Source organism: Anaeromassilibacillus sp. SJQ-1 (assembly GCF_046693725.1).
GTDB lineage: Bacteria > Bacillota > Clostridia > Oscillospirales > Acutalibacteraceae > Anaeromassilibacillus.
This window is the reverse complement of record NZ_JBKEIV010000014.1, coordinates 1-16628: the sequence shown is the minus strand read 5'-3', so window position 1 is coordinate 16628 and position 16628 is coordinate 1. Positions and strand designations below refer to the sequence as shown.

At 45.2% G+C, this 16628-nt stretch carries 35 protein-coding genes; 4 read left to right on the top strand and 31 right to left on the bottom strand.

All coding sequences use genetic code 11. The features are described from left to right. The first annotated feature begins 175 nt into the window (after positions 1-175). The 3 genes from ACGCCZ_RS05200 to ACGCCZ_RS05190 all read left to right on the top strand — a co-directional run bounded on the left by ACGCCZ_RS05200 (position 176) and on the right by ACGCCZ_RS05190 (position 1105). Positions 176-454: a hypothetical protein gene (locus ACGCCZ_RS05200; protein ID WP_411655483.1), complete on the top strand. Its 279-nt coding sequence runs from the start codon at positions 176-178 to the stop codon at positions 452-454. A 13-nt stretch (positions 455-467) separates the two neighbouring features. Continuing rightward, positions 468-677 carry a hypothetical protein gene (locus ACGCCZ_RS05195; RefSeq protein ID WP_411655482.1) on the top strand — a complete coding sequence of 70 codons (210 nt, stop codon included), beginning with the start codon at positions 468-470 and terminating at the stop codon, positions 675-677. 128 nt (positions 678-805) lie between these two features. Next, positions 806-1105, top strand: coding sequence for a hypothetical protein (locus ACGCCZ_RS05190; protein WP_411655481.1), 300 nt, complete (start codon positions 806-808; stop codon positions 1103-1105). A gap of 266 nt (positions 1106-1371) precedes the next feature. Here the strand turns inward: ACGCCZ_RS05190 and ACGCCZ_RS05185 are convergent, their stop codons facing one another. The 31 genes from ACGCCZ_RS05185 to ACGCCZ_RS05035 all read right to left on the bottom strand — a co-directional run bounded on the left by ACGCCZ_RS05185 (position 1372) and on the right by ACGCCZ_RS05035 (position 15874). Continuing rightward, positions 1372-1689 (bottom strand): hypothetical protein, encoded by a 318-nt coding sequence (locus tag ACGCCZ_RS05185; protein ID WP_411655480.1) that lies wholly within the window; start codon positions 1687-1689, stop codon positions 1372-1374. Between the two features lie 107 nt (positions 1690-1796). Continuing rightward, positions 1797-2354 carry a hypothetical protein gene (locus ACGCCZ_RS05180; RefSeq protein ID WP_411655479.1) on the bottom strand — a complete coding sequence of 186 codons (558 nt, stop codon included), beginning with the start codon at positions 2352-2354 and terminating at the stop codon, positions 1797-1799. Between the two features lie 232 nt (positions 2355-2586). Continuing rightward, entirely contained in the window at positions 2587-2733 is a 147-nt protein-coding gene (locus ACGCCZ_RS05175) for a BC1881 family protein (RefSeq protein ID WP_411655478.1), read from the bottom strand. 359 nt (positions 2734-3092) lie between these two features. Next, the gene (locus ACGCCZ_RS05170; RefSeq protein ID WP_411655477.1) at positions 3093-3539 is read right to left on the bottom strand and encodes a hypothetical protein; all 447 of its coding nucleotides are present in this window, start codon (positions 3537-3539) and stop codon (positions 3093-3095) included. A gap of 176 nt (positions 3540-3715) precedes the next feature. Then, positions 3716-4027 (bottom strand): hypothetical protein, encoded by a 312-nt coding sequence (locus ACGCCZ_RS05165; protein WP_411655476.1) that lies wholly within the window; start codon positions 4025-4027, stop codon positions 3716-3718. Positions 4028-4052: 25 nt separating this feature from the next. Continuing rightward, complete coding sequence (locus ACGCCZ_RS05160; RefSeq protein ID WP_411655475.1) at positions 4053-4502, bottom strand: zinc-finger-containing protein; 450 nt, start codon at positions 4500-4502, stop codon at positions 4053-4055. After that, the gene (locus tag ACGCCZ_RS05155) at positions 4474-4779 is read right to left on the bottom strand and encodes a hypothetical protein (RefSeq protein WP_411655474.1); all 306 of its coding nucleotides are present in this window, start codon (positions 4777-4779) and stop codon (positions 4474-4476) included. The genes ACGCCZ_RS05160 and ACGCCZ_RS05155 overlap by 29 nt, the downstream gene beginning before the upstream one ends. Next, complete coding sequence (locus ACGCCZ_RS05150) at positions 4766-5065, bottom strand: hypothetical protein (RefSeq protein ID WP_411655473.1); 300 nt, start codon at positions 5063-5065, stop codon at positions 4766-4768. Before ACGCCZ_RS05150 ends, ACGCCZ_RS05155 begins: the two co-directional genes overlap by 14 nt. Continuing rightward, positions 5062-5445, bottom strand: coding sequence for a hypothetical protein (locus tag ACGCCZ_RS05145; protein ID WP_411655472.1), 384 nt, complete (start codon positions 5443-5445; stop codon positions 5062-5064). The genes ACGCCZ_RS05150 and ACGCCZ_RS05145 overlap by 4 nt, the downstream gene beginning before the upstream one ends. After that, the gene (locus ACGCCZ_RS05140; protein ID WP_411655471.1) at positions 5438-5848 is read right to left on the bottom strand and encodes a hypothetical protein; all 411 of its coding nucleotides are present in this window, start codon (positions 5846-5848) and stop codon (positions 5438-5440) included. The genes ACGCCZ_RS05145 and ACGCCZ_RS05140 overlap by 8 nt, the downstream gene beginning before the upstream one ends. Positions 5849-5853: 5 nt before the next feature. Beyond that, entirely contained in the window at positions 5854-6261 is a 408-nt protein-coding gene (locus ACGCCZ_RS05135) for a hypothetical protein (RefSeq protein ID WP_411655470.1), read from the bottom strand. Next, entirely contained in the window at positions 6261-6449 is a 189-nt protein-coding gene (locus ACGCCZ_RS05130) for a hypothetical protein (protein WP_411655469.1), read from the bottom strand. Before ACGCCZ_RS05130 ends, ACGCCZ_RS05135 begins: the two co-directional genes overlap by 1 nt. 38 nt (positions 6450-6487) lie before the next feature. Next, entirely contained in the window at positions 6488-6895 is a 408-nt protein-coding gene (locus tag ACGCCZ_RS05125) for a hypothetical protein (protein WP_411655468.1), read from the bottom strand. Further along, positions 6882-7139: a hypothetical protein gene (locus ACGCCZ_RS05120; protein WP_411655467.1), complete on the bottom strand. Its 258-nt coding sequence runs from the start codon at positions 7137-7139 to the stop codon at positions 6882-6884. The genes ACGCCZ_RS05125 and ACGCCZ_RS05120 overlap by 14 nt, the downstream gene beginning before the upstream one ends. Continuing rightward, positions 7129-7512, bottom strand: coding sequence for a hypothetical protein (locus ACGCCZ_RS05115; protein ID WP_411655466.1), 384 nt, complete (start codon positions 7510-7512; stop codon positions 7129-7131). Before ACGCCZ_RS05115 ends, ACGCCZ_RS05120 begins: the two co-directional genes overlap by 11 nt. Further along, complete coding sequence (locus tag ACGCCZ_RS05110) at positions 7509-7850, bottom strand: putative PDDEXK endonuclease (protein ID WP_411655465.1); 342 nt, start codon at positions 7848-7850, stop codon at positions 7509-7511. The genes ACGCCZ_RS05115 and ACGCCZ_RS05110 overlap by 4 nt, the downstream gene beginning before the upstream one ends. A gap of 12 nt (positions 7851-7862) precedes the next feature. Then, complete coding sequence (locus ACGCCZ_RS05105; RefSeq protein WP_411655464.1) at positions 7863-8030, bottom strand: hypothetical protein; 168 nt, start codon at positions 8028-8030, stop codon at positions 7863-7865. Further along, positions 8027-9259: a replicative DNA helicase gene (locus ACGCCZ_RS05100; protein WP_411655463.1), complete on the bottom strand. Its 1233-nt coding sequence runs from the start codon at positions 9257-9259 to the stop codon at positions 8027-8029. Before ACGCCZ_RS05100 ends, ACGCCZ_RS05105 begins: the two co-directional genes overlap by 4 nt. Beyond that, positions 9259-10101 carry a DUF4373 domain-containing protein gene (locus ACGCCZ_RS05095; RefSeq protein ID WP_411655462.1) on the bottom strand — a complete coding sequence of 281 codons (843 nt, stop codon included), beginning with the start codon at positions 10099-10101 and terminating at the stop codon, positions 9259-9261. The genes ACGCCZ_RS05100 and ACGCCZ_RS05095 overlap by 1 nt, the downstream gene beginning before the upstream one ends. A gap of 29 nt (positions 10102-10130) precedes the next feature. Continuing rightward, positions 10131-10862 carry a hypothetical protein gene (locus ACGCCZ_RS05090; RefSeq protein ID WP_411655461.1) on the bottom strand — a complete coding sequence of 244 codons (732 nt, stop codon included), beginning with the start codon at positions 10860-10862 and terminating at the stop codon, positions 10131-10133. A gap of 16 nt (positions 10863-10878) precedes the next feature. After that, complete coding sequence (locus tag ACGCCZ_RS05085) at positions 10879-11250, bottom strand: hypothetical protein (RefSeq protein ID WP_411655460.1); 372 nt, start codon at positions 11248-11250, stop codon at positions 10879-10881. Between the two features lie 13 nt (positions 11251-11263). Beyond that, complete coding sequence (locus ACGCCZ_RS05080) at positions 11264-11659, bottom strand: hypothetical protein (protein WP_411655459.1); 396 nt, start codon at positions 11657-11659, stop codon at positions 11264-11266. Next, positions 11656-12063 (bottom strand): single-stranded DNA-binding protein, encoded by a 408-nt coding sequence (locus tag ACGCCZ_RS05075; protein ID WP_411655458.1) that lies wholly within the window; start codon positions 12061-12063, stop codon positions 11656-11658. The genes ACGCCZ_RS05080 and ACGCCZ_RS05075 overlap by 4 nt, the downstream gene beginning before the upstream one ends. 11 nt (positions 12064-12074) lie before the next feature. After that, positions 12075-12269 carry an HNH endonuclease gene (locus tag ACGCCZ_RS05070; protein ID WP_411655457.1) on the bottom strand — a complete coding sequence of 65 codons (195 nt, stop codon included), beginning with the start codon at positions 12267-12269 and terminating at the stop codon, positions 12075-12077. Continuing rightward, the gene (locus ACGCCZ_RS05065; RefSeq protein ID WP_411655484.1) at positions 12227-12904 is read right to left on the bottom strand and encodes a hypothetical protein; all 678 of its coding nucleotides are present in this window, start codon (positions 12902-12904) and stop codon (positions 12227-12229) included. The genes ACGCCZ_RS05070 and ACGCCZ_RS05065 overlap by 43 nt, the downstream gene beginning before the upstream one ends. Further along, positions 12891-13628, bottom strand: coding sequence for a Rad52/Rad22 family DNA repair protein (locus ACGCCZ_RS05060; protein WP_411655456.1), 738 nt, complete (start codon positions 13626-13628; stop codon positions 12891-12893). Before ACGCCZ_RS05060 ends, ACGCCZ_RS05065 begins: the two co-directional genes overlap by 14 nt. Then, positions 13625-14074: a hypothetical protein gene (locus ACGCCZ_RS05055; RefSeq protein ID WP_411655455.1), complete on the bottom strand. Its 450-nt coding sequence runs from the start codon at positions 14072-14074 to the stop codon at positions 13625-13627. Before ACGCCZ_RS05055 ends, ACGCCZ_RS05060 begins: the two co-directional genes overlap by 4 nt. A 345-nt stretch (positions 14075-14419) precedes the next feature. Beyond that, positions 14420-14611: a hypothetical protein gene (locus ACGCCZ_RS05050; RefSeq protein WP_411655454.1), complete on the bottom strand. Its 192-nt coding sequence runs from the start codon at positions 14609-14611 to the stop codon at positions 14420-14422. A gap of 59 nt (positions 14612-14670) precedes the next feature. After that, positions 14671-14910, bottom strand: a complete 240-nt coding sequence (locus ACGCCZ_RS05045) for a hypothetical protein (RefSeq protein ID WP_411655453.1) — start codon at positions 14908-14910, stop codon at positions 14671-14673. Positions 14911-14952: 42 nt separating this feature from the next. Further along, entirely contained in the window at positions 14953-15696 is a 744-nt protein-coding gene (locus ACGCCZ_RS05040) for a phage antirepressor KilAC domain-containing protein (RefSeq protein ID WP_411655452.1), read from the bottom strand. A 13-nt stretch (positions 15697-15709) separates the two neighbouring features. Next, entirely contained in the window at positions 15710-15874 is a 165-nt protein-coding gene (locus tag ACGCCZ_RS05035) for a hypothetical protein (RefSeq protein ID WP_411655451.1), read from the bottom strand. Positions 15875-16023: 149 nt separating this feature from the next. Between ACGCCZ_RS05035 and ACGCCZ_RS05030 the strand changes: the two genes are divergently transcribed. Next, positions 16024-16386, top strand: coding sequence for a helix-turn-helix domain-containing protein (locus ACGCCZ_RS05030; protein WP_411655450.1), 363 nt, complete (start codon positions 16024-16026; stop codon positions 16384-16386). Positions 16387-16628 lie beyond the last annotated feature (242 nt).

Sequence of the window (16628 nt, the reverse complement as noted above, 5' to 3'; positions counted from 1 at the left end):
CTTCGGTTTTATCGAACCGATATTAACCAGAACGACTTCCATACTCGTGTCAGTTTTCGCATTTATCGTGAAACGCTTTCGCGTTTTTCGTGCGCCGCTTCAATAGCAGCATCAGCGCAAAGGCAAACGCCGTAAACCGTGCAGCGGTCAACAAGGCCGCAAGGAGGGCCGTACAATGAAACGAAACAGATTGAAAAAATGTTCCCACAACTTGCTTTTAATTGGAATTGACCCGCCCGTTGGAGAATGGAGGAAACAGACCATGAAACGCACATATGAAAAAGAGGCCGCACAGTTTTGCGAATATATACGCACACTTGCCAGCAAGCCGGACAACTTGGACAATCTGCAATCCTATCTTTCCGAACATTTTGGGGACTGGCTGAAAAAATACGCCTACGACCCGCAGAATATGGCCGCAGAAATGCGGGAATTTGCGAACATGATCGTTTGAGAGGGGCGGGCTCATGAGCTACCAAATTATCACATACGACCCCGACACCGGCGGGGACGAACACGGGGACTATAAGACCCAACGAGAGGCCCAGCAAGCACTCAAGCAATACCGGCAAGAGGCCGGGGCACTGATTTACGATCTCGACCGCTGGCGCATTGTCTACCGGCGCGGCTACTGGCCCACCAAGGCACTGCCCATTGAGAGGGGGTGCCCCGCTTGATTATCCTGTTTTTTTTGGCCCTCCCCTTGATGATTATATGGGAGTGCGCAAAAAAGGCTTAATTGCCCTGCAAAATAATGCTAAAAACATAGCAAAGACCCGCTAAAGGCGAGAAAGGATGATACACTATGGCAACTACACTATATATCACCCGTACTGGGGATATGCTCCAGACAGGCAAGCCCGCAGAGGTTACGCTGGATGAGTACCCGGAAATTAGCCGCACATGGACACGGCGGATTTCTGTGGACTTGCCCGCAGGGTTTGAGGCGGCAGAGGCCGGAGATGGACACAAGCGCATTTTCCGGGGCCCTGATTGCTACGAGCTGACAACCAACACAGACGGTATCCCCTGCATCATCGACCACCCCCAGCGCGGAGGGCCGTTTATCCCGCTCCGCGTCCTATCTGAGGGATGGGACATCTAACGGCATATACCATCTACCCGCCCCGCTATGGGGCGGGCTTTTTCATGCCCTCCAGGCGGCATTTTTGCGCCCATGTCCAGCAGGGCGGAACAAGCCTCAAAAAGCAAAACCGCCGCAAAGGCCATTTACAGGCCCTACACGGTGTTTTATTGTCCGTCAGTGTCTCTCTATTCCCGCACCACAAAATGCCTCACAGCGGCCCACGGAGGCCCAGCAAGGCATAAATCAACCCCGGCCCACTCCACCAGGAGCAAGCCGGGGTGTTGTCATTTGTTGCGTGCCAGGGAGAGGACGGCGCAGCGCTCCGCCATCGCATCCCACCAGGCGCAGCGGGGGCCGTCGCATTGCCGCCAGTGGTCAATTCCTATCCCTTGTTTCAGCGGACACAGCTTCCCGCGCAGGATTCTATCATAGTCGTTTGCCTCTGAATCTTTTTGGCACTTCCTGTTAAAGTCGATAACAGCCGGACAATCTTCTTTCCCGCACATAACGCCGGACGGATGACAGCAGGAATAAAGATTTTTCCCATCGTCCACTAATCCAGTAATATCTACCAGATAGTCGCAAGTAAAATCCTTAGGCATATACGTTCTCCTCTTTATAGCCGATTTTGTTCATCTTCCACAACTGATAAAAGTGTTTCCTCGGGAAATTTTGAGACCCATTTGGCAAAGTTACACAACAAAATCGCTTACTCATCCGCCACAATAGACCCAGCGATTCGCTCTTCAAGCTGCTTTTGGTCCGGAAAGTCGCCAAGAGGCTGATTAGGCGTCAAAACAACCTCCTGTTGGTCTTTCATGCCAAAATAGTTTTTTGCTCTAAAAATGTACACAACGGGATTAATTTTGCCCTCTGTGACCATTTCGGACTCAAAAGATGCAATAAATTCCTTCGCTTTTTTAATGAGGTTCGAGCGCTCGGAGCTGCATCCAATTCCATTTTCCCAATTCCACACTGTGCTTTTGACCGCTCCGAGGGACATAATCATCTTTTCGACAGTCGGCAACTGTCCTGTTTTTTGGCAAGTGTCGAAGAAGTCGTATAGTCGCTGTCGACACTCATCATCAGATTTAACAAGCGGCCTATCGTAAAACATCATACAGTTCGCTATGCAGCGGGATATATCTTCAGCTTTCGCTCCGGCAATAACACTCGGAAAATTCTCTTTTCCTCCACGCCCTCTTGTTCTTGTCTTTACAATAGCCTCTCCTTGTTCCATAGTCGCATCATCAGGAGTTTTCTTCAAGAGTTGTCACCTCCTTCATTTTTCTCCAAATCCAAGTCGCTTTTCTACGCACAGAAATAACTTCTCCATCCTGGCAGTAGATTATATCGTCGTTAGACTTATATCGTTTCCCATACGCCCAGTTCTCCATTTGAGCCCCAAATGTATGTGGTATCCCAATTTTTGAAAGTTGCTTTCTTACACTCCCCGGAAGAATAAACTTAATGAATTGTTTTCTCCTTTATCGGATAGGCTAATCTGTCACAATCAGAACAATGGCGGGACCGTTTATCTTGATGTCTATATCTTGATACAGTTCCGCTATTTTTGTTTCTACACCTTCTCGTCCTTTGAGCTCTTTTACCAGGTCGCAGGTTTCAAATTTTTCTAAAGATTTCAAAATAGTCACCTCCCAAATTAAAAATTTAAATAAAAATAGCGCCCCACCAACTGGTAAGGCGCTTATATAACATCCGTCAAAGACGGTTTCCCTCTGTCCGGCACTGGGCCGGATAGCGCAGTATTTATAACCCGCCCTCTGCATAGCGGCGGCATTGCGGCTCCGATAATCTACGCCACTCGATTATCGTCAAGCGCCTGGCGCGGCCTACCGGAGTTGCACCGGCACTGCACTCTTTGCCGCATGTCTACCGCGCCGGTCTGACCTCCGACGCGGCATAGACCAAGGAGAAAAATATGAAAGGAGGTGCGCATGAAAAGAGCGTGAACCCGTCCTTGTACTCACTTTTGCTAGTTTAACTATATCATACTTTGAGTATCGCTTTCTATCGCCTCTTTTAGTTTTATGGCCTGTAATGCTCTGCCATGCAGTTTACATACCCACTGATAGCCATAATTCGTATCCGCCGAAATTTGCTCCCACTTTTTGCCCAGTATGTACCTCTGTATCAATACCTCTCGCAGAGTTCCGTCCTGGACCGTTTGTATTGCTTTTTCCACCTGCTGTTTGATTTTCAACAGATCATCGATTTTAGCGTTTATTTGCCCTTCTAAGGCGATAATTTTTTCGACAGCTAATTCTATTTGATTTTCTCCTTCGTGGCCTCCTGCGGACTCCTGGGATAAAACAGGCGTTATTTTGGTTGCCAACGCCCGCCATCGTGACAATTCTTCGCACAAGCGGTCAATTTCTTGATTCGCTTCTTTGTAGCGCTCTAAATATGCTTTTTTCTCCTGGCTTGTCAATTTTTATCCCTCCCATTAATTTTTTAATATCCCTAGTGATCCACCTCCAAGAAATTAAAAACCATGACCTCCAAGCAGCACACGACTTTAAATTATTCCTATCACATTTTTTGTGTCTTGGACATGACTTACATGGATATAACTGCATAATTCGTTCTTCCATAGTTCTCCTTTCTTTACACTTTCTCCTCCCTATCGAAGTCCATTTTGAGATCATCAATCACAACCCGATCGACATGATCCCAAAAGATTTCGTCCTTTTCTGCTTGTGCGGAAAGCTTATCTATCTCTTGGATAACGACAGATAAACGGCCTGTACTAAATCCATATGTGTTGTGTAATGCAATACACATAAGTTTAAACCATCTACGCATGAGATTTTTTTGTCCTCGCTGTAAAGCCTCATCTGCCAACTCGCGGGAGATTTTTTGGACTGCTGCTATTTGCTTGTTACTAAGTCGAGAGGATATAGGTACTCTTGATCTCATTTTCTCGTCACCTCAAATCCACGTTTTACTCCATTTCATGGACGGCCTCCTCAAAATAGATTCTTCCGCAGTTGTCATATCGCATCTGCTTGTCCTGTATGTCTCTCAAGATGATGTATGCCCGCCGGAGTTGGTCAATGTCGAAGTATCCAAAATGGCAGTCCTCCACGGGTATATCCATTTCATGGGCCAGCCAGCAGTAAAGGTCATTACGCTTCTTGTGGGCTTTTGGCTTGCCCTTCCAGAGCGGGTCAAAGAGGGCGTGACACATCTTCTTCCCTGTCCTCATTGGTTCCGTAAGCAGAAGTCCAAGCGCCTCTTGTGGGCGGGGCTTATGCGTTCCCACATAGGCTCCACAGGACTGGCAGAGATAGCAATACCCGCTCCCGTACTCACGCCCATATACTCTTGCGTTTGACCCGTATGTAACCCGCCCTCCACAGATATTACAGTGAGTTGGATGAGTGTTTATCATGGTCGGCCTCCCTCCGTTCTCCATAAGAACAAAAGTCATCATCATAGAAATTCAAACTATATGATGCTCCTCCCTCGTGGTCAGTTGAAAGTGATTCATTTTCGCACTCATGCGTTCTTATGTTGAAGTGTTTGCACTCCCGACACCTGACCATAGGAACGGCGTCGATGGTGGGGGCAAGGTCAATATGGGATGGTGGTATTCTCCAAAGCACATCCCCGTCTCTGAGCTGGGAATACTCTTTAACCATCAGTTCATCAGCATCAATCAGCCTCATGTTCATCCTCCTTCATTAAAGCACCGCAAACAGGGCAAAACCGATGTATTGCAAGCGGTGTTTCAATGTTTCCACACTCGGAACATTTACAACGTGGGTCATTTACATCACTGTCCGTAAAAACCGGGAACTTCCAATACCCGTGCCTCACCTCCGCAACGTCGGCGGCAGGGATGTTTTGCAGATGGTAGCATACCGCATTTGCATATTGCGCCACAGCCGGGTCTACAATGGTAAGTCCAAAGATGGCCTCCATAGCAGCCGCCCTCTCGATGTACTCTTTCATTTCTGCTCCTCCAATACGGCCATATCATAGCCGCTCTCTATAAATCGGATTGTCTTTTGATGGTTGCAAGCGTTCCCGAGATAAGTGTAAATCTCTCGCATATCCTCCACGCTAAACGTAGTGTCAAGGTATTCGTTTATACCATTCAGGAAGAATGTATGAAGGGCCGTATTGTCTACTGCACGGCGGAACGGCGTGGACTTACAGGCTGGGCGGGAAAACCATTCTAATATCTTGCACTTTATATCCATCTCGTTCTCGCAAGTGCTGATATTGAAATACACATTCGCCTTTTGGTGGGCGATAAATTCGCCCTGATTATTGATAAACCATCCAGGGAAACATATCCCAAGTCTTTTTATGAGTGCCCAATCAACCATCCTGTTCCCTCCGTTGTGCGGCCTCGGTGGATTCTACCGGAACGTATTTACACGCATCGTCCTCACTCCAACGGTCTACCCACTCAGTTTTAACGCCGTATTCGTGAAACCCAAAACTCATTCTTCCATCCGGGTATATGGTGATTGCATCAACGGTTTCGTACTTCGCTCTCGGATTTTTTGCAAAACGCACGGAATCGCCAAGCTTTACAGGCAGCACTGCGCACCGCCCCTCTTTGTCCGCCTGGGTCAGCTCGCGTAGACGGTCAAGGTCGTAGTCATCACCCAGGATGTCCTCAATGGCACATAAGCGGAGCCAACACGCCGCATTCCCACGAGACATAGGTGCATCCATCAATTTCATATTATCCTGTTTACGATTCAAGTCAGTAAACCGTTTCATACTCATCATCCCTCCACCAGGCCACGCCATTCCCAGTAATCTCCGTCAATAAATTCTTGCTTAACAGAAAATGCACATCCCTTACAAGGGCCATCCAAACCACTGTGCTGATTTAGGCAATAATTACAGTCGCCATGCATGGTCTTTATTATTTGATTCATTTTTTCCATCATTTCGTATTTTTGTCCGCGCTCTGTTTGAATAATGTCTGCTTGCGTTTTTCTACGCTTCATTTCTTTTTCGATCTCATCGTGGAGTTTGCTTTTCAGCCTCTCATTTTCGGACTGGAGCGTGGAGAGGGCGGTGGCGGCATCGTCGCAAATTAGAGGGTGTATATCATGGCTTTCCGGGCCATCTTGCCCAAGCCAGTATGTATATGACCGTAACTGCTCAATCAGCGTCTCGATGTCCATCAGGTGTCCTCCTCTGCTGTCTGGCAAAGCCAGTCAATCATCCCGGTGTGGCCGGTATAGCAGTACGACTCCGCTCTGCACTCGTTGCTCATGCCCCGGATTCTGTCGGCATTGGTGGCAATCTCCGGATCACTATCTATCCCGTATGTGCCACGTAAAGCCTCACACGCAGAACTCCGATATGTCACAGTACATTTTGCGTATGCCGGACAATTTTTGCAACCTCTCATGTGTTCTCCTTTCTCTCCGGCGGGCGAACCTCGCACGTCAGCGCCTCGTTCGGCGGGCTAGTTCCCACCAAATCTGCTAGTTCTGCAAAATTTTTTGAGTAGTCTGGTTTTTCCAGCGTATATCCAGAGCAAAACATCTCTAATAACTGCTCCGCTGTAAACCCTGTAACGATCTGTAACTTTGTGTACAAATCATCGAGTTCTAGCGTTCTGTTAATCCACTCGTTCGGCGCTTTGAGGGTGGGCACGCAATCAAGAACGGCTTTTACCGCCTTAAAAAGCTCTTGCTTCTTGTAGCACAAATTGATTTCTCTCCTCGTATCCGCTCCGGCCATTGCAAGGTTCCATTTGTTGTACTTATAATCGGCTACTTTGATCGCCTCATCAACGTCAATCGCTCTCATCTTTCAGCGCCTCCAATCTCTTCTTGATGATTTTCAGAGCCTCCGGGGTGAGGGGGCGGCCACAAAATCTGCAAAAATGATTCGTAGCGTAGAAAATATCATCACTTTCGATTTCAAGATCATTTGTGCAACTCATTCCCCATCGTGTAACACATACAGCAGTAAGATAGCCCTGAACCCCGTTGTTTTTGCAGAACTCACATCCTGGCCACAGTCGTTCAAGGACTGATCTATCAATCTTCATGGCCAATACCCTCCAATCTTTCCTTGATGATTTCCAGGGCCTCCGGGGTCATGGCCAGGCCGCAGGAGGGGCAGAAATTAAGGAAATTATCTGCACTTTGTTTCCCACATATCGAGCAATATAGATCGTCATACTCCACACGCTCATCAACAGTGATGGTGCGCTGCTCTCCCATATCATCAATACCAGATTTTCTCCTAAAGCCGCCGGAAATTCTATGTTTCTTTACCCAGTGGCCTCCAAATACCCGCTCTACCTGCTCTTGTGTGGGCGGGGTGAGAGCGGAGAGAGCCATCAAAGCTGCATTTCTGGTCGGTGCATAGTTGCATTTCGCCCATGATTCAAAGTGTTTAACCGCTTCTTCCTGTGTCATGATTCTGTCTCCTTTATGGTTAAATTGTTTTCCCACTCACGGTAAATCGTTACAAAATCTTCAAGACTCATTGTCACACGCCACTTTCCGTTATTTTTGCGGTGCATCACAACCGGAATCTCTTCCCTTCTCGCATCTGCCTTTGTCTGCTCCATTGCATCATCAAGATTAAGCCGTTCTACCCGTTTGCACTCGATATGTAGTCCAGGCAGTCCAACGACATCCGCATCCCCATTTGTGCCGCAATATTGCTGTCCTCTACGGCAATCATAGCCGTACCCTTTTAAGACCTTCGCTAGTTCTCTTTCTCCGACTGCGCCTTTGTTTCGACTGTTCATTTTTATCTCCTTTTACAGTCCCAATTCTTCTGCGATTTTTTTTGTAGCGTTTTGATACTCTTCCGGCGGTAAATTCATTTGTCTTAGTTGATCTTTTAAGCATTCATAGTGGGCCCAACGCCGCAGGATTCCTTCACTCTCTCTTTCATGGGCCTCTGCCAATAATTTTTGTACACTCATTCTGGTTCCTCCAGCTCTTCTTCAATTTCATAAAATCGTTGTCTATCCCCATCAAACGATAGGTTTATAAGGCCCCTTCGGCCTTCTTTATTTTTGACAACCATCAGTTTTCTCCGTCCTTTGTCCTGTGGGTCATCCGGGTTTGCCAACATCAGGATTATGTCCGCATCCTGCTCAACTTGTCCGCTATCCTTTAACGTAGTCATATCTGGATCGCCGGAGTTTGCAGATCGGTTTAACTGGGACAATGCAATCACTGTAGTCCCTGTATCCTGGGCCATTGTATGCAGCGCCTTAGATGCATTTGTAGTTTGCTCGTAGAGGCTTTTGCCTTTACTAGCTATTAATCCCAAATAGTCTACAAAGATAATATCTGCTTGCTCTTGTATGGACTTTGCACGGATTTGATCGACCGTCCATCCAGCAGCTTGCACCACGTCAAACTTTAAGTCGCGGAACCTGTCCGACCGCTCTACAATACGTGTCCAGTCCTCGTCGCCCATTTCTCCGGTTTTTATCCGGGATAGATTAACTCCTGTATCACAGGCAATCAGACGGTCTGCAAGTTTGTCCGGATTGGTCTCCAAAGAGAAATACAACACCCTATAATCCCTCGCCATATGCAACATGATCTGCAATGTTATGGCCGTCTTTCCAGCGCTTGGACGCCCTCCAACAACTACAAAATCACCTCTATCGATATAGGCCCTCCGGTCTAATTTTGTAAACCCTGTCGGTATGTACTTACGCGGTTTTCCACGGGTTTCGAAAAACCTTAAAAGCATCTCCGCTGCACTTAACTGCTGATTGTCCCGGCGAACAGTCTCAAAACATCGTAGGACAGTTTCGGCGGATGACCGGCACTCCTCAATCTCTCTTCCAGTGTCTATGGTCTCTAACAGTTCCGCCGCCTGCGTCGCCGCCCGTCTAATTTGAGCAGTCTCCCAAACGATACGGATATAGTCTTGATAATGGCTGATCGTCGGTGTTGCCTCCGCTGCTGAGACAAGTGTTTGCTGGTATTCTGGACCTACTGCGGACAGAATCGTCACGCTATCTATCGGTCGTCCTTTACGGTACAATCCTTGACACGTCTCATAGATATTTTGATACTCCGGTACACTAAAGTCCCTTGGTGATAAGTAGAGCATAGCCTCTGGCATAACCATTGATGCATCAAGCAAAATATCTCCGATAACCGCCTGTTCTGCTTGATAATTTGTTCTCATCACCACTCCTCCAAATCACTCGGTTCTATTTTTATGGGTTTAGCCCTATTTTGCTCTTTTGCCAACCAACTAGTAATAAACCGTAGTATCCCTTTCTTCGTCTTTCTGCGAGTAGGATTTGCTATGCACCATCCTTTCATGTTCCGTAATTGCTGCTTTATATCTACCCCTGGATACAGATCTTTCCATTCGGATATTTGTTCTTCATAGACTGGATAGGTCGTGCCATCGTTTAATGGTAGTCCAATGATACTTTTCCGGGCCGGTTCCGCTTCTGCGGGAACGGCCTGTCCGATACTTTTCTTTACTTTACTTTTCTTTACTTTACTTTCGGGATTTTTTTGTAAATTAACGGGTATTTCTTCCAAATTAACCGCGGTTTCTTCCAAATTTACTGATTTAAAGGTAACTTTTTTAGAAGTACTGGTTGGAACGTCTTTTCTATCGTTCAAATCAAGTAACCAGTACTCCTGTATAAATCGTATTTCCTCGCGGGTAGATACTGCTTGTATGTACCTGCGTTGGATACCCGCTGATGTCAAAATGCCGAACATCTGAAATACCCCATTGTCAAAGATGGAACGTCGCAGACACCCTTGCACCACCTGCGTTATGTTCTCGGGGACGATCCCACAACCAACAGCGTCAGCCATAAGGAGGCAGGCATCATTGTCCCACACTTTAAAGTATCCATTTGTGCGGTAGATGTCGCAAAGGAGTGCCACTAATATTGTGATACCCTTTGCGCCAAACTCCGCTTTTAAAAGTCTTATTTTGTCATCTTGAAAGAAATCCGTATCTAGAGGAAAATAATCTATCCCGTCCTTTATTGGACGAGCCACTGTTATTCCTCCCTTCAGAGTCAATTAAATTATGCCAAGATAATCACGTCATTCCGATCTTCAAATAAAACTTCAAAATACTGTTTGATCGAAACGATTACTTCATGTTTCCATGCACTTCCATCTGCTTCAAACAATGCAGCCACAATGTTTCCGGAAGAATCTTTTTTCATGCGAAACACAAAACTGCTTGCAGGCTGGTAAACTTCCGGGAATGTACGGAATGTTTGCAGTTCTAGCGGGTTAGGAGCTTTGACTTTCTTTGCAAGCGAAATGCCGGTTGTTGCAGTTACAGTTTGGCTTACTCCATCGTCATTGCTGGTAATACTTGTGTCATCACGCACAGAAGACAAAAATTGAAGCAATATGTCTTTTTCCATAGATGAGCAAAAACTACATTGCGCATTGATAATAAATGTTTCTACATCCATCCAACGGCCAAACGGAAATGGATTATATTCAAAGCAGGCATGGATCATATGATCACGATTTTTATCTGTGTTTAATTCTCTAAAAAGATTCACTTCATTGAACTCTCTAACGTGAATGACATATCTTCCATCTTGTAGCATAGCGGAATCTGTTTCATTATGGATGTAATCCACAATAGAAGTTAAAGTCCCTGTTTTTAACGGTTCTGCAACATTGTTTTTCGGAAGTTTCTTCATATCTTTATCTACAAGTCTAATATCCCCATACTCTACAATATGCGGGGCATCTAACTCTAAAATCGCATTCAAAAAGTCTCTAGTCATATCCATAATTCTGTATCCTCCCTTATGCTTGCTTAATTAGCCGTAATACTTTTGGCTCGTTTTCTTCATTTCCATCAAATGATTGTTGTCCTGGAACCTGTGGAACCATTTCAACAGCTGCGGCTTCTCCATTTTGATCTCCAGTAATAAAAAGTGCGGTCGCGACAGGATTTGTAGGTTCTAATTTAGATTTTGCAATTGCTTGCACGCTGATTTGTTGCCTTTCTGGGTCGGGTTTGAACTTTACAGTAATTGTCAAACTCCGTTCTTTTGTCGGATTCGTATTTACGTCAAGTATATTATCCATAATTCTTGACATCTCATAATCTACACGCTCCTTAATTGCGCCCCTCGCCATGTCCAAAATAGATTGTTTGTTGGTTGGTTCTGACATTTTTATTCCTCCATTATTGATTTATAAAGAAAGCTGCCCTTCTAGCTGGCTTTTCTTTGCTTGACAAATGCCGCATATGTCTTCTTACAGGAATCGACTTATTTTTAGTTAGTCTTGCAACAAGTTTATATACTGGTTCATCGTTAATTTCCGTTGCTCGTTGGCGATGCTCGGATTCTCTAATATAGGACATTAATTCTCCTATGTCAGATGTTTTCCAATATCCCTTTGCAGACGATGATGAAATGATCGCTTCCCCTCTTAATGTGATCCTCCTGTTTGCGCGCTTTATCTCTGCTCGGATTGTCCGATCTGGTAATCCTGTAATTCTATGGAGATCAGCACGTGATATTGCGTTTTCCCGCCCCTCCGGGATAAAATCTTCTATGTTCATAGCTTCACCGATCAAAACGGAAGATCATCGGAAGGAACCTCTTCGAATTCGTCGCTTTCAACGTCCGGGGCCTTGTGAGGTTCATCGGTTTTTTTATCTCGCTTTGGTTCAGCAAAATGGACATTGCTTGCAAAGACTTTAAAATCCTTGCGTTTGTGCCCCTCTTTGTCCGTGTACGTACGGGTCTGAATCGACCCTTGTACAGCAACCAACTGTCCCTTGCGGAAGTATTTGCATACAAAATCCGCTGTGTTGCGCCAGGCAACAATATCAATAAAATCGGTCTGCCGGTCAGTGGCAGATTTCGCATACGAACGATCTACAGCGAGTGTAAAACTCGTCACAGAAATGTCACTATCAGTACGGCGTAATTCCGGGTCTGCCACAAGCCGCCCCATAATGATCGCTGTGTTTAACATCTAAAGTCACCTCATTTTTTAAAGATTAGAGCGCTTTCGTCCCATTGGGGATAGCAATGCTCTAAGTATGCTTTGATCTCCGCCTTAGTCTGTTCTCTGCCTGCTCCATTGTCATAGCGTGTATGGCAATCCAGACAGAGAGTGACAACATTCTGCTCAATTCCTAAGCCGCCTTGTGATCTAGGGATGTAATGGGCATTAGGCATGGCATATGGTGACCCACATAGGATGCAGCAATGACCATCCCTTTTCCATACTTTGTCCTTAACTTTTGGAGATATATCAAGGGCTTTTGTCCGCTTGTGCATCGCTCCACCTCGACTTTAAAAGTGCCAGCTCCGTCCGGTGTCTTAGTCTCGATTCCAACTGCCTGGCAGTCTTGAACAACATTATCTATCAACCTGCTCATTTGCTTACTGTCATACGTAGACGAGCCATAATAGAGGATTACGTTTGTGCAGCCCTCTATCTTACTAGGCATGGTCTCTGCCATCCAGCCAAGCCCGTTATGCCTCCATCCGTCACAGAGCTTGTCTGCGCCCTCTGTTGGTACACAAACATATTCTGTGTTGCCACCTATGCCTCTAATGGCCTCTCGGTATATATCTATCTTCGGTATCCCCGTTTCTTCAGCCAGGCGGTCACAGAGTACCCAAAAATAAGCGTTTGCGTCGAGTGATCTGCGGTGACGCTTGATCTTAATATCCGCTATGTATTCTTTCCCGGCTTTGATCGCGTTGCAAAATGCACGCGCTTTTTTTGGGATAAGTACCCGCAGACATAGCCATACGCCTTTATCGTCTTGCTGCCATCTAGCGGTATCAAATTCAAGCGTTGGCATCTGGTATACCTCTAAGTTTTGCCAACACATAATCCACATGTTGTTGAGTCAGATCATTTATGGATTTTGGTGCATCTGCAAAAGCTTTTTTTACTGTGGACAAAATAGCGGTTAGACTTTTCCCCGTTCTCTTCGCTTCGTCCAGCAACATGGTTAAGTCAACTTTAGGACTCTGACTATCTGGGAAACAATCTCCAAAAGTAAAAACTGTGCGGGATGGTTTTGTTCGCTCTATAGTGAGTGCAACAATTTTTTTGTTATCAATGCGCATATAAGAGACTTTAAATCTGGTTTTAAGTTTCCCAAAGTCATCTACATCAAAATTTGCATTTCCATCTTTCGCTGTACTTTTAATAAAGATAGGCGGTGCAGTATATAGCTCTCTTCCAATTCCCCAATTGACACAAGCTCTTTTAAAACTGTCGCTTGCTTCTCCTTTCTCCGCCTCTGTCCTACTTTCAGCCCCACAATCTGCTTTCCAAATCCAACGATCCGGCGCCTGCTTATCCGTGTAGTTAGTGTTGATCCCAACCTTGCAATAGAGATTCCCTTTGCACTCAAAGTGATCTCTTTGCCAGTTCTCCGGCCCCACCGTTTCATCGAGGATAGACATGTCGCATCGTGCGTCCTTATACAAAAGCAAGGTGAGCCATTCGCCATTCTTTCCAGTTGCCCCGACACGTACTTCCACCTCATCGGATTTAAGATCGCGGAATTTAATCACGATACTTTCCCCCTTACAAACTCGTCCCAATCTTCCGACTGGATACAAAATTCCCTACGCTCGTTATCGTAATATTCATCCATGCCAGGGTTAAGTTTCTCTGCTTGCTCCCTTTCTTTCTCGTAATCTGCGATTAGCGCCGGAAGGATTACTTTTTCGATCTTTTCCCGCCTCTCCCCATCAGTTAGCGCTTGGAAACGCCAATCGGTAAAAAAGGCAACAGCATTTTGATCTATGTATTCATCGCCATACTGAGGGTAAAACTTTGCGCTGTACTCACGCCAACATCCAGGACAAACCGCTGTCAAACCGTCAAAATATAACTCCGATAAAGGGTATATCTCATGACAACAAGAGCACTCTCCTGCCTCGCTGTCAGGTAGTAATACGTCCGGTCCCTCGCTCATATCATACTGATGTTGAGCAAATTCCATGTAATCATACATTTGACTTTCTCCTTTCTCCGCTCTATAATAAGAGTGGTCTATTTCTTTTGTGCCGCTGTCAGAGGTCGTGACTCTGGCGGCGGCTTTTCTTATGCACCCTCAATTTTCCAATGATTTTTGGTGGGGCGCGAGTTTTGTGGTAATCTGTTTTTATCTATTACCTCCTTACGATAGGCGTTTAATGACCGCTCTATCATTTGTTGTTGCCACCTATGTACTCTTGCGCAATTGCTTTGTAAAAAGCAGCCGTGCTTACTGTATAGGCGGCATGTGACACATGGTTCCAAGCTGCCCTCCATGCAGAGGATATGGGTTGAACTCAATTTGCTCATGACCCCCTCTCCGTCAGTCTCGGATTACTACCCCGGCTCCAATCATTATCCCTTCGACCATTGCCAATGTAAGGGCTATCCATACCGATATTTCCCCTGCGCATGCCGCTGGAATGGTCAATAATGCTGCTATGAGGCCACCATAAAATAGCACTCTACCCAGGTGTTGCAGCCGATCCTCTGTGTGTCTATTTGTCTTGTCCATCGTTTTTATATTCTCCCTATCTTTCTTCTGGATGTCTCCTTGATTTAGTTCTTCTCCGCTTAAAAATTTTCTGAAATGAGATCGTTTAACGGAATATGTAATTTCTTACTGATTCGACGTAACTCTTTCAGGCGGAAATCGCCAGGACTTTTGTATCGGTTATACAATGTTGCTCGATCCATTCTCGCGGACAAAGCTAGTTCTTGACTGCTTATACCAGTCATTTCCATTCCATATTTTATCTTTGCTACAATGGAGCGGTCATCTTTATCATTTTCGGGTTCCCTGAGTTTCGGCATTTTTAGTCACCTCCTTACGCTGGTTTCTTTTTGGGCGGATTTTTATTGTTCCATCAGGGGGATAACTCCATCCTTTTTAAGCAGATCATAGATAAACAGCCGCCCCTTTTGTGTCCAGTAGGTATGTAATCTGCTATGCTGTTGACCATCATCACCGCTGTATGTATGTGTCTTAGATCGTGTATATCCTTGCTCCGCATATTTTTGGTAAAGTAGCCATATTCCAGATTGCTTGTATTGCACACCTTTATCATGTAATAAATTGTTCAGCCATTTCGCAGACTTTCCGTAATCTTTCGCAATTTCGCTGGCAGATAAAGCGTCCTTTGTTTGCAGTACTACATCGTAGTAGCTGACTTTGGGGCTGTATTCTGCAATTAATTGTTTTTGTTGGGCGTTTTCAGTTTCTAAAACCTGTAGTTTTTGATTTGCAATTTGTAAAGCCCGTGCCATAACTTTTTCCGGGCTGTTCCAGTCCTTTTCTAGCTGAAGGAAATATTGTCGGGCCTGTTTACCGCGATCGTTGCGCTGAAGCATACATATTTCTTTCGCCATGTCGATGGTGAGTTGGGCATCATCAATCATACGGGAAACCATGCGATTTCCTTCTTGGCGAACCTGCTCATTTTTGAGCGGGTTGAAATCCGTACCTTCTGAAAATCCATAATCACACATGCGCGGGAACCAATCTTTGTATGCAGTTTTTACTTCCAAAAAATCATGCAGTTCTCTTGCGGATACTGTTGGCCTATCGTTGTCGTAAGATACTTTGATTAAACTGTCCATATGGCGCTCCTTTCTATGCGGGTTTCTTTTTAGGTGGATTGCTGCCTTTTATGCCATATCGTTCAATGGCATCTGCAATCCCCTCGCCGTACGCTAAAAAGCTATCCTTCCCACGCTCGTCAAGCTGTGGAATGATGCGTCCGAAGGTTTCAAGGATTTTCTTCTCTTTTTCGGTCATTGTGGTTTCACCTCGCTTTCTTTTGTTGATTGTGAGACTATTATAGATCGTATAATCACATTTGTCAAGGCTTTTTTGTGATCTTTCGACTTTTTGTTGACATAGCGACTTTTTGATGCTATCATTAAAAGCAGAAAGGAGGAAGGCCATTGAACGAGCGTATTAAAAAACTGCGTAAAGCTTTAGACTTAACGCAACAAGAATTCGCTGACCGAATTGGTGTAAAACGAAATACTGTCGCAACCTATGAAATCGGTAGAAATGAGCCTATAGATGCTGTTATAGCTCTTATTTGCCGTGAGTTTAATGTGAATGAAGATTGGCTCCGTACCGGCAATGGCGAAATGTTTATAGAAATGTCCAGAGACGAAGAAATCGCCGCCTTTGTGGGAAAAACGCTAAGTACAGAATCCGATACTTTTAAAAAGCGTTTTATTTCTATGCTTTCTCGACTCAGCGAATCGGATTGGGAAGTTCTTGAACGTATGGTTATGGATATAAAAAAAGACTGAACTTTTCAGTTCAGTCTTATCCAAAAAGTGGTGTGGATTGAAATAAATTAGTTTAAAAGTGACCGTATAAATTGATATATGATCTGTAATTGTTTATCGGTTGCCTGTGTTAAAAGATGCATTATGATTGAAGCGCATGAAAAACGCGAAAGCGTTTCACGATAAATGCGAAAACTCACACGAGTATGGAAGTCGTTTGTAAATACCCGGGCTCATACAACTGAACCAAGTAGACAACATAG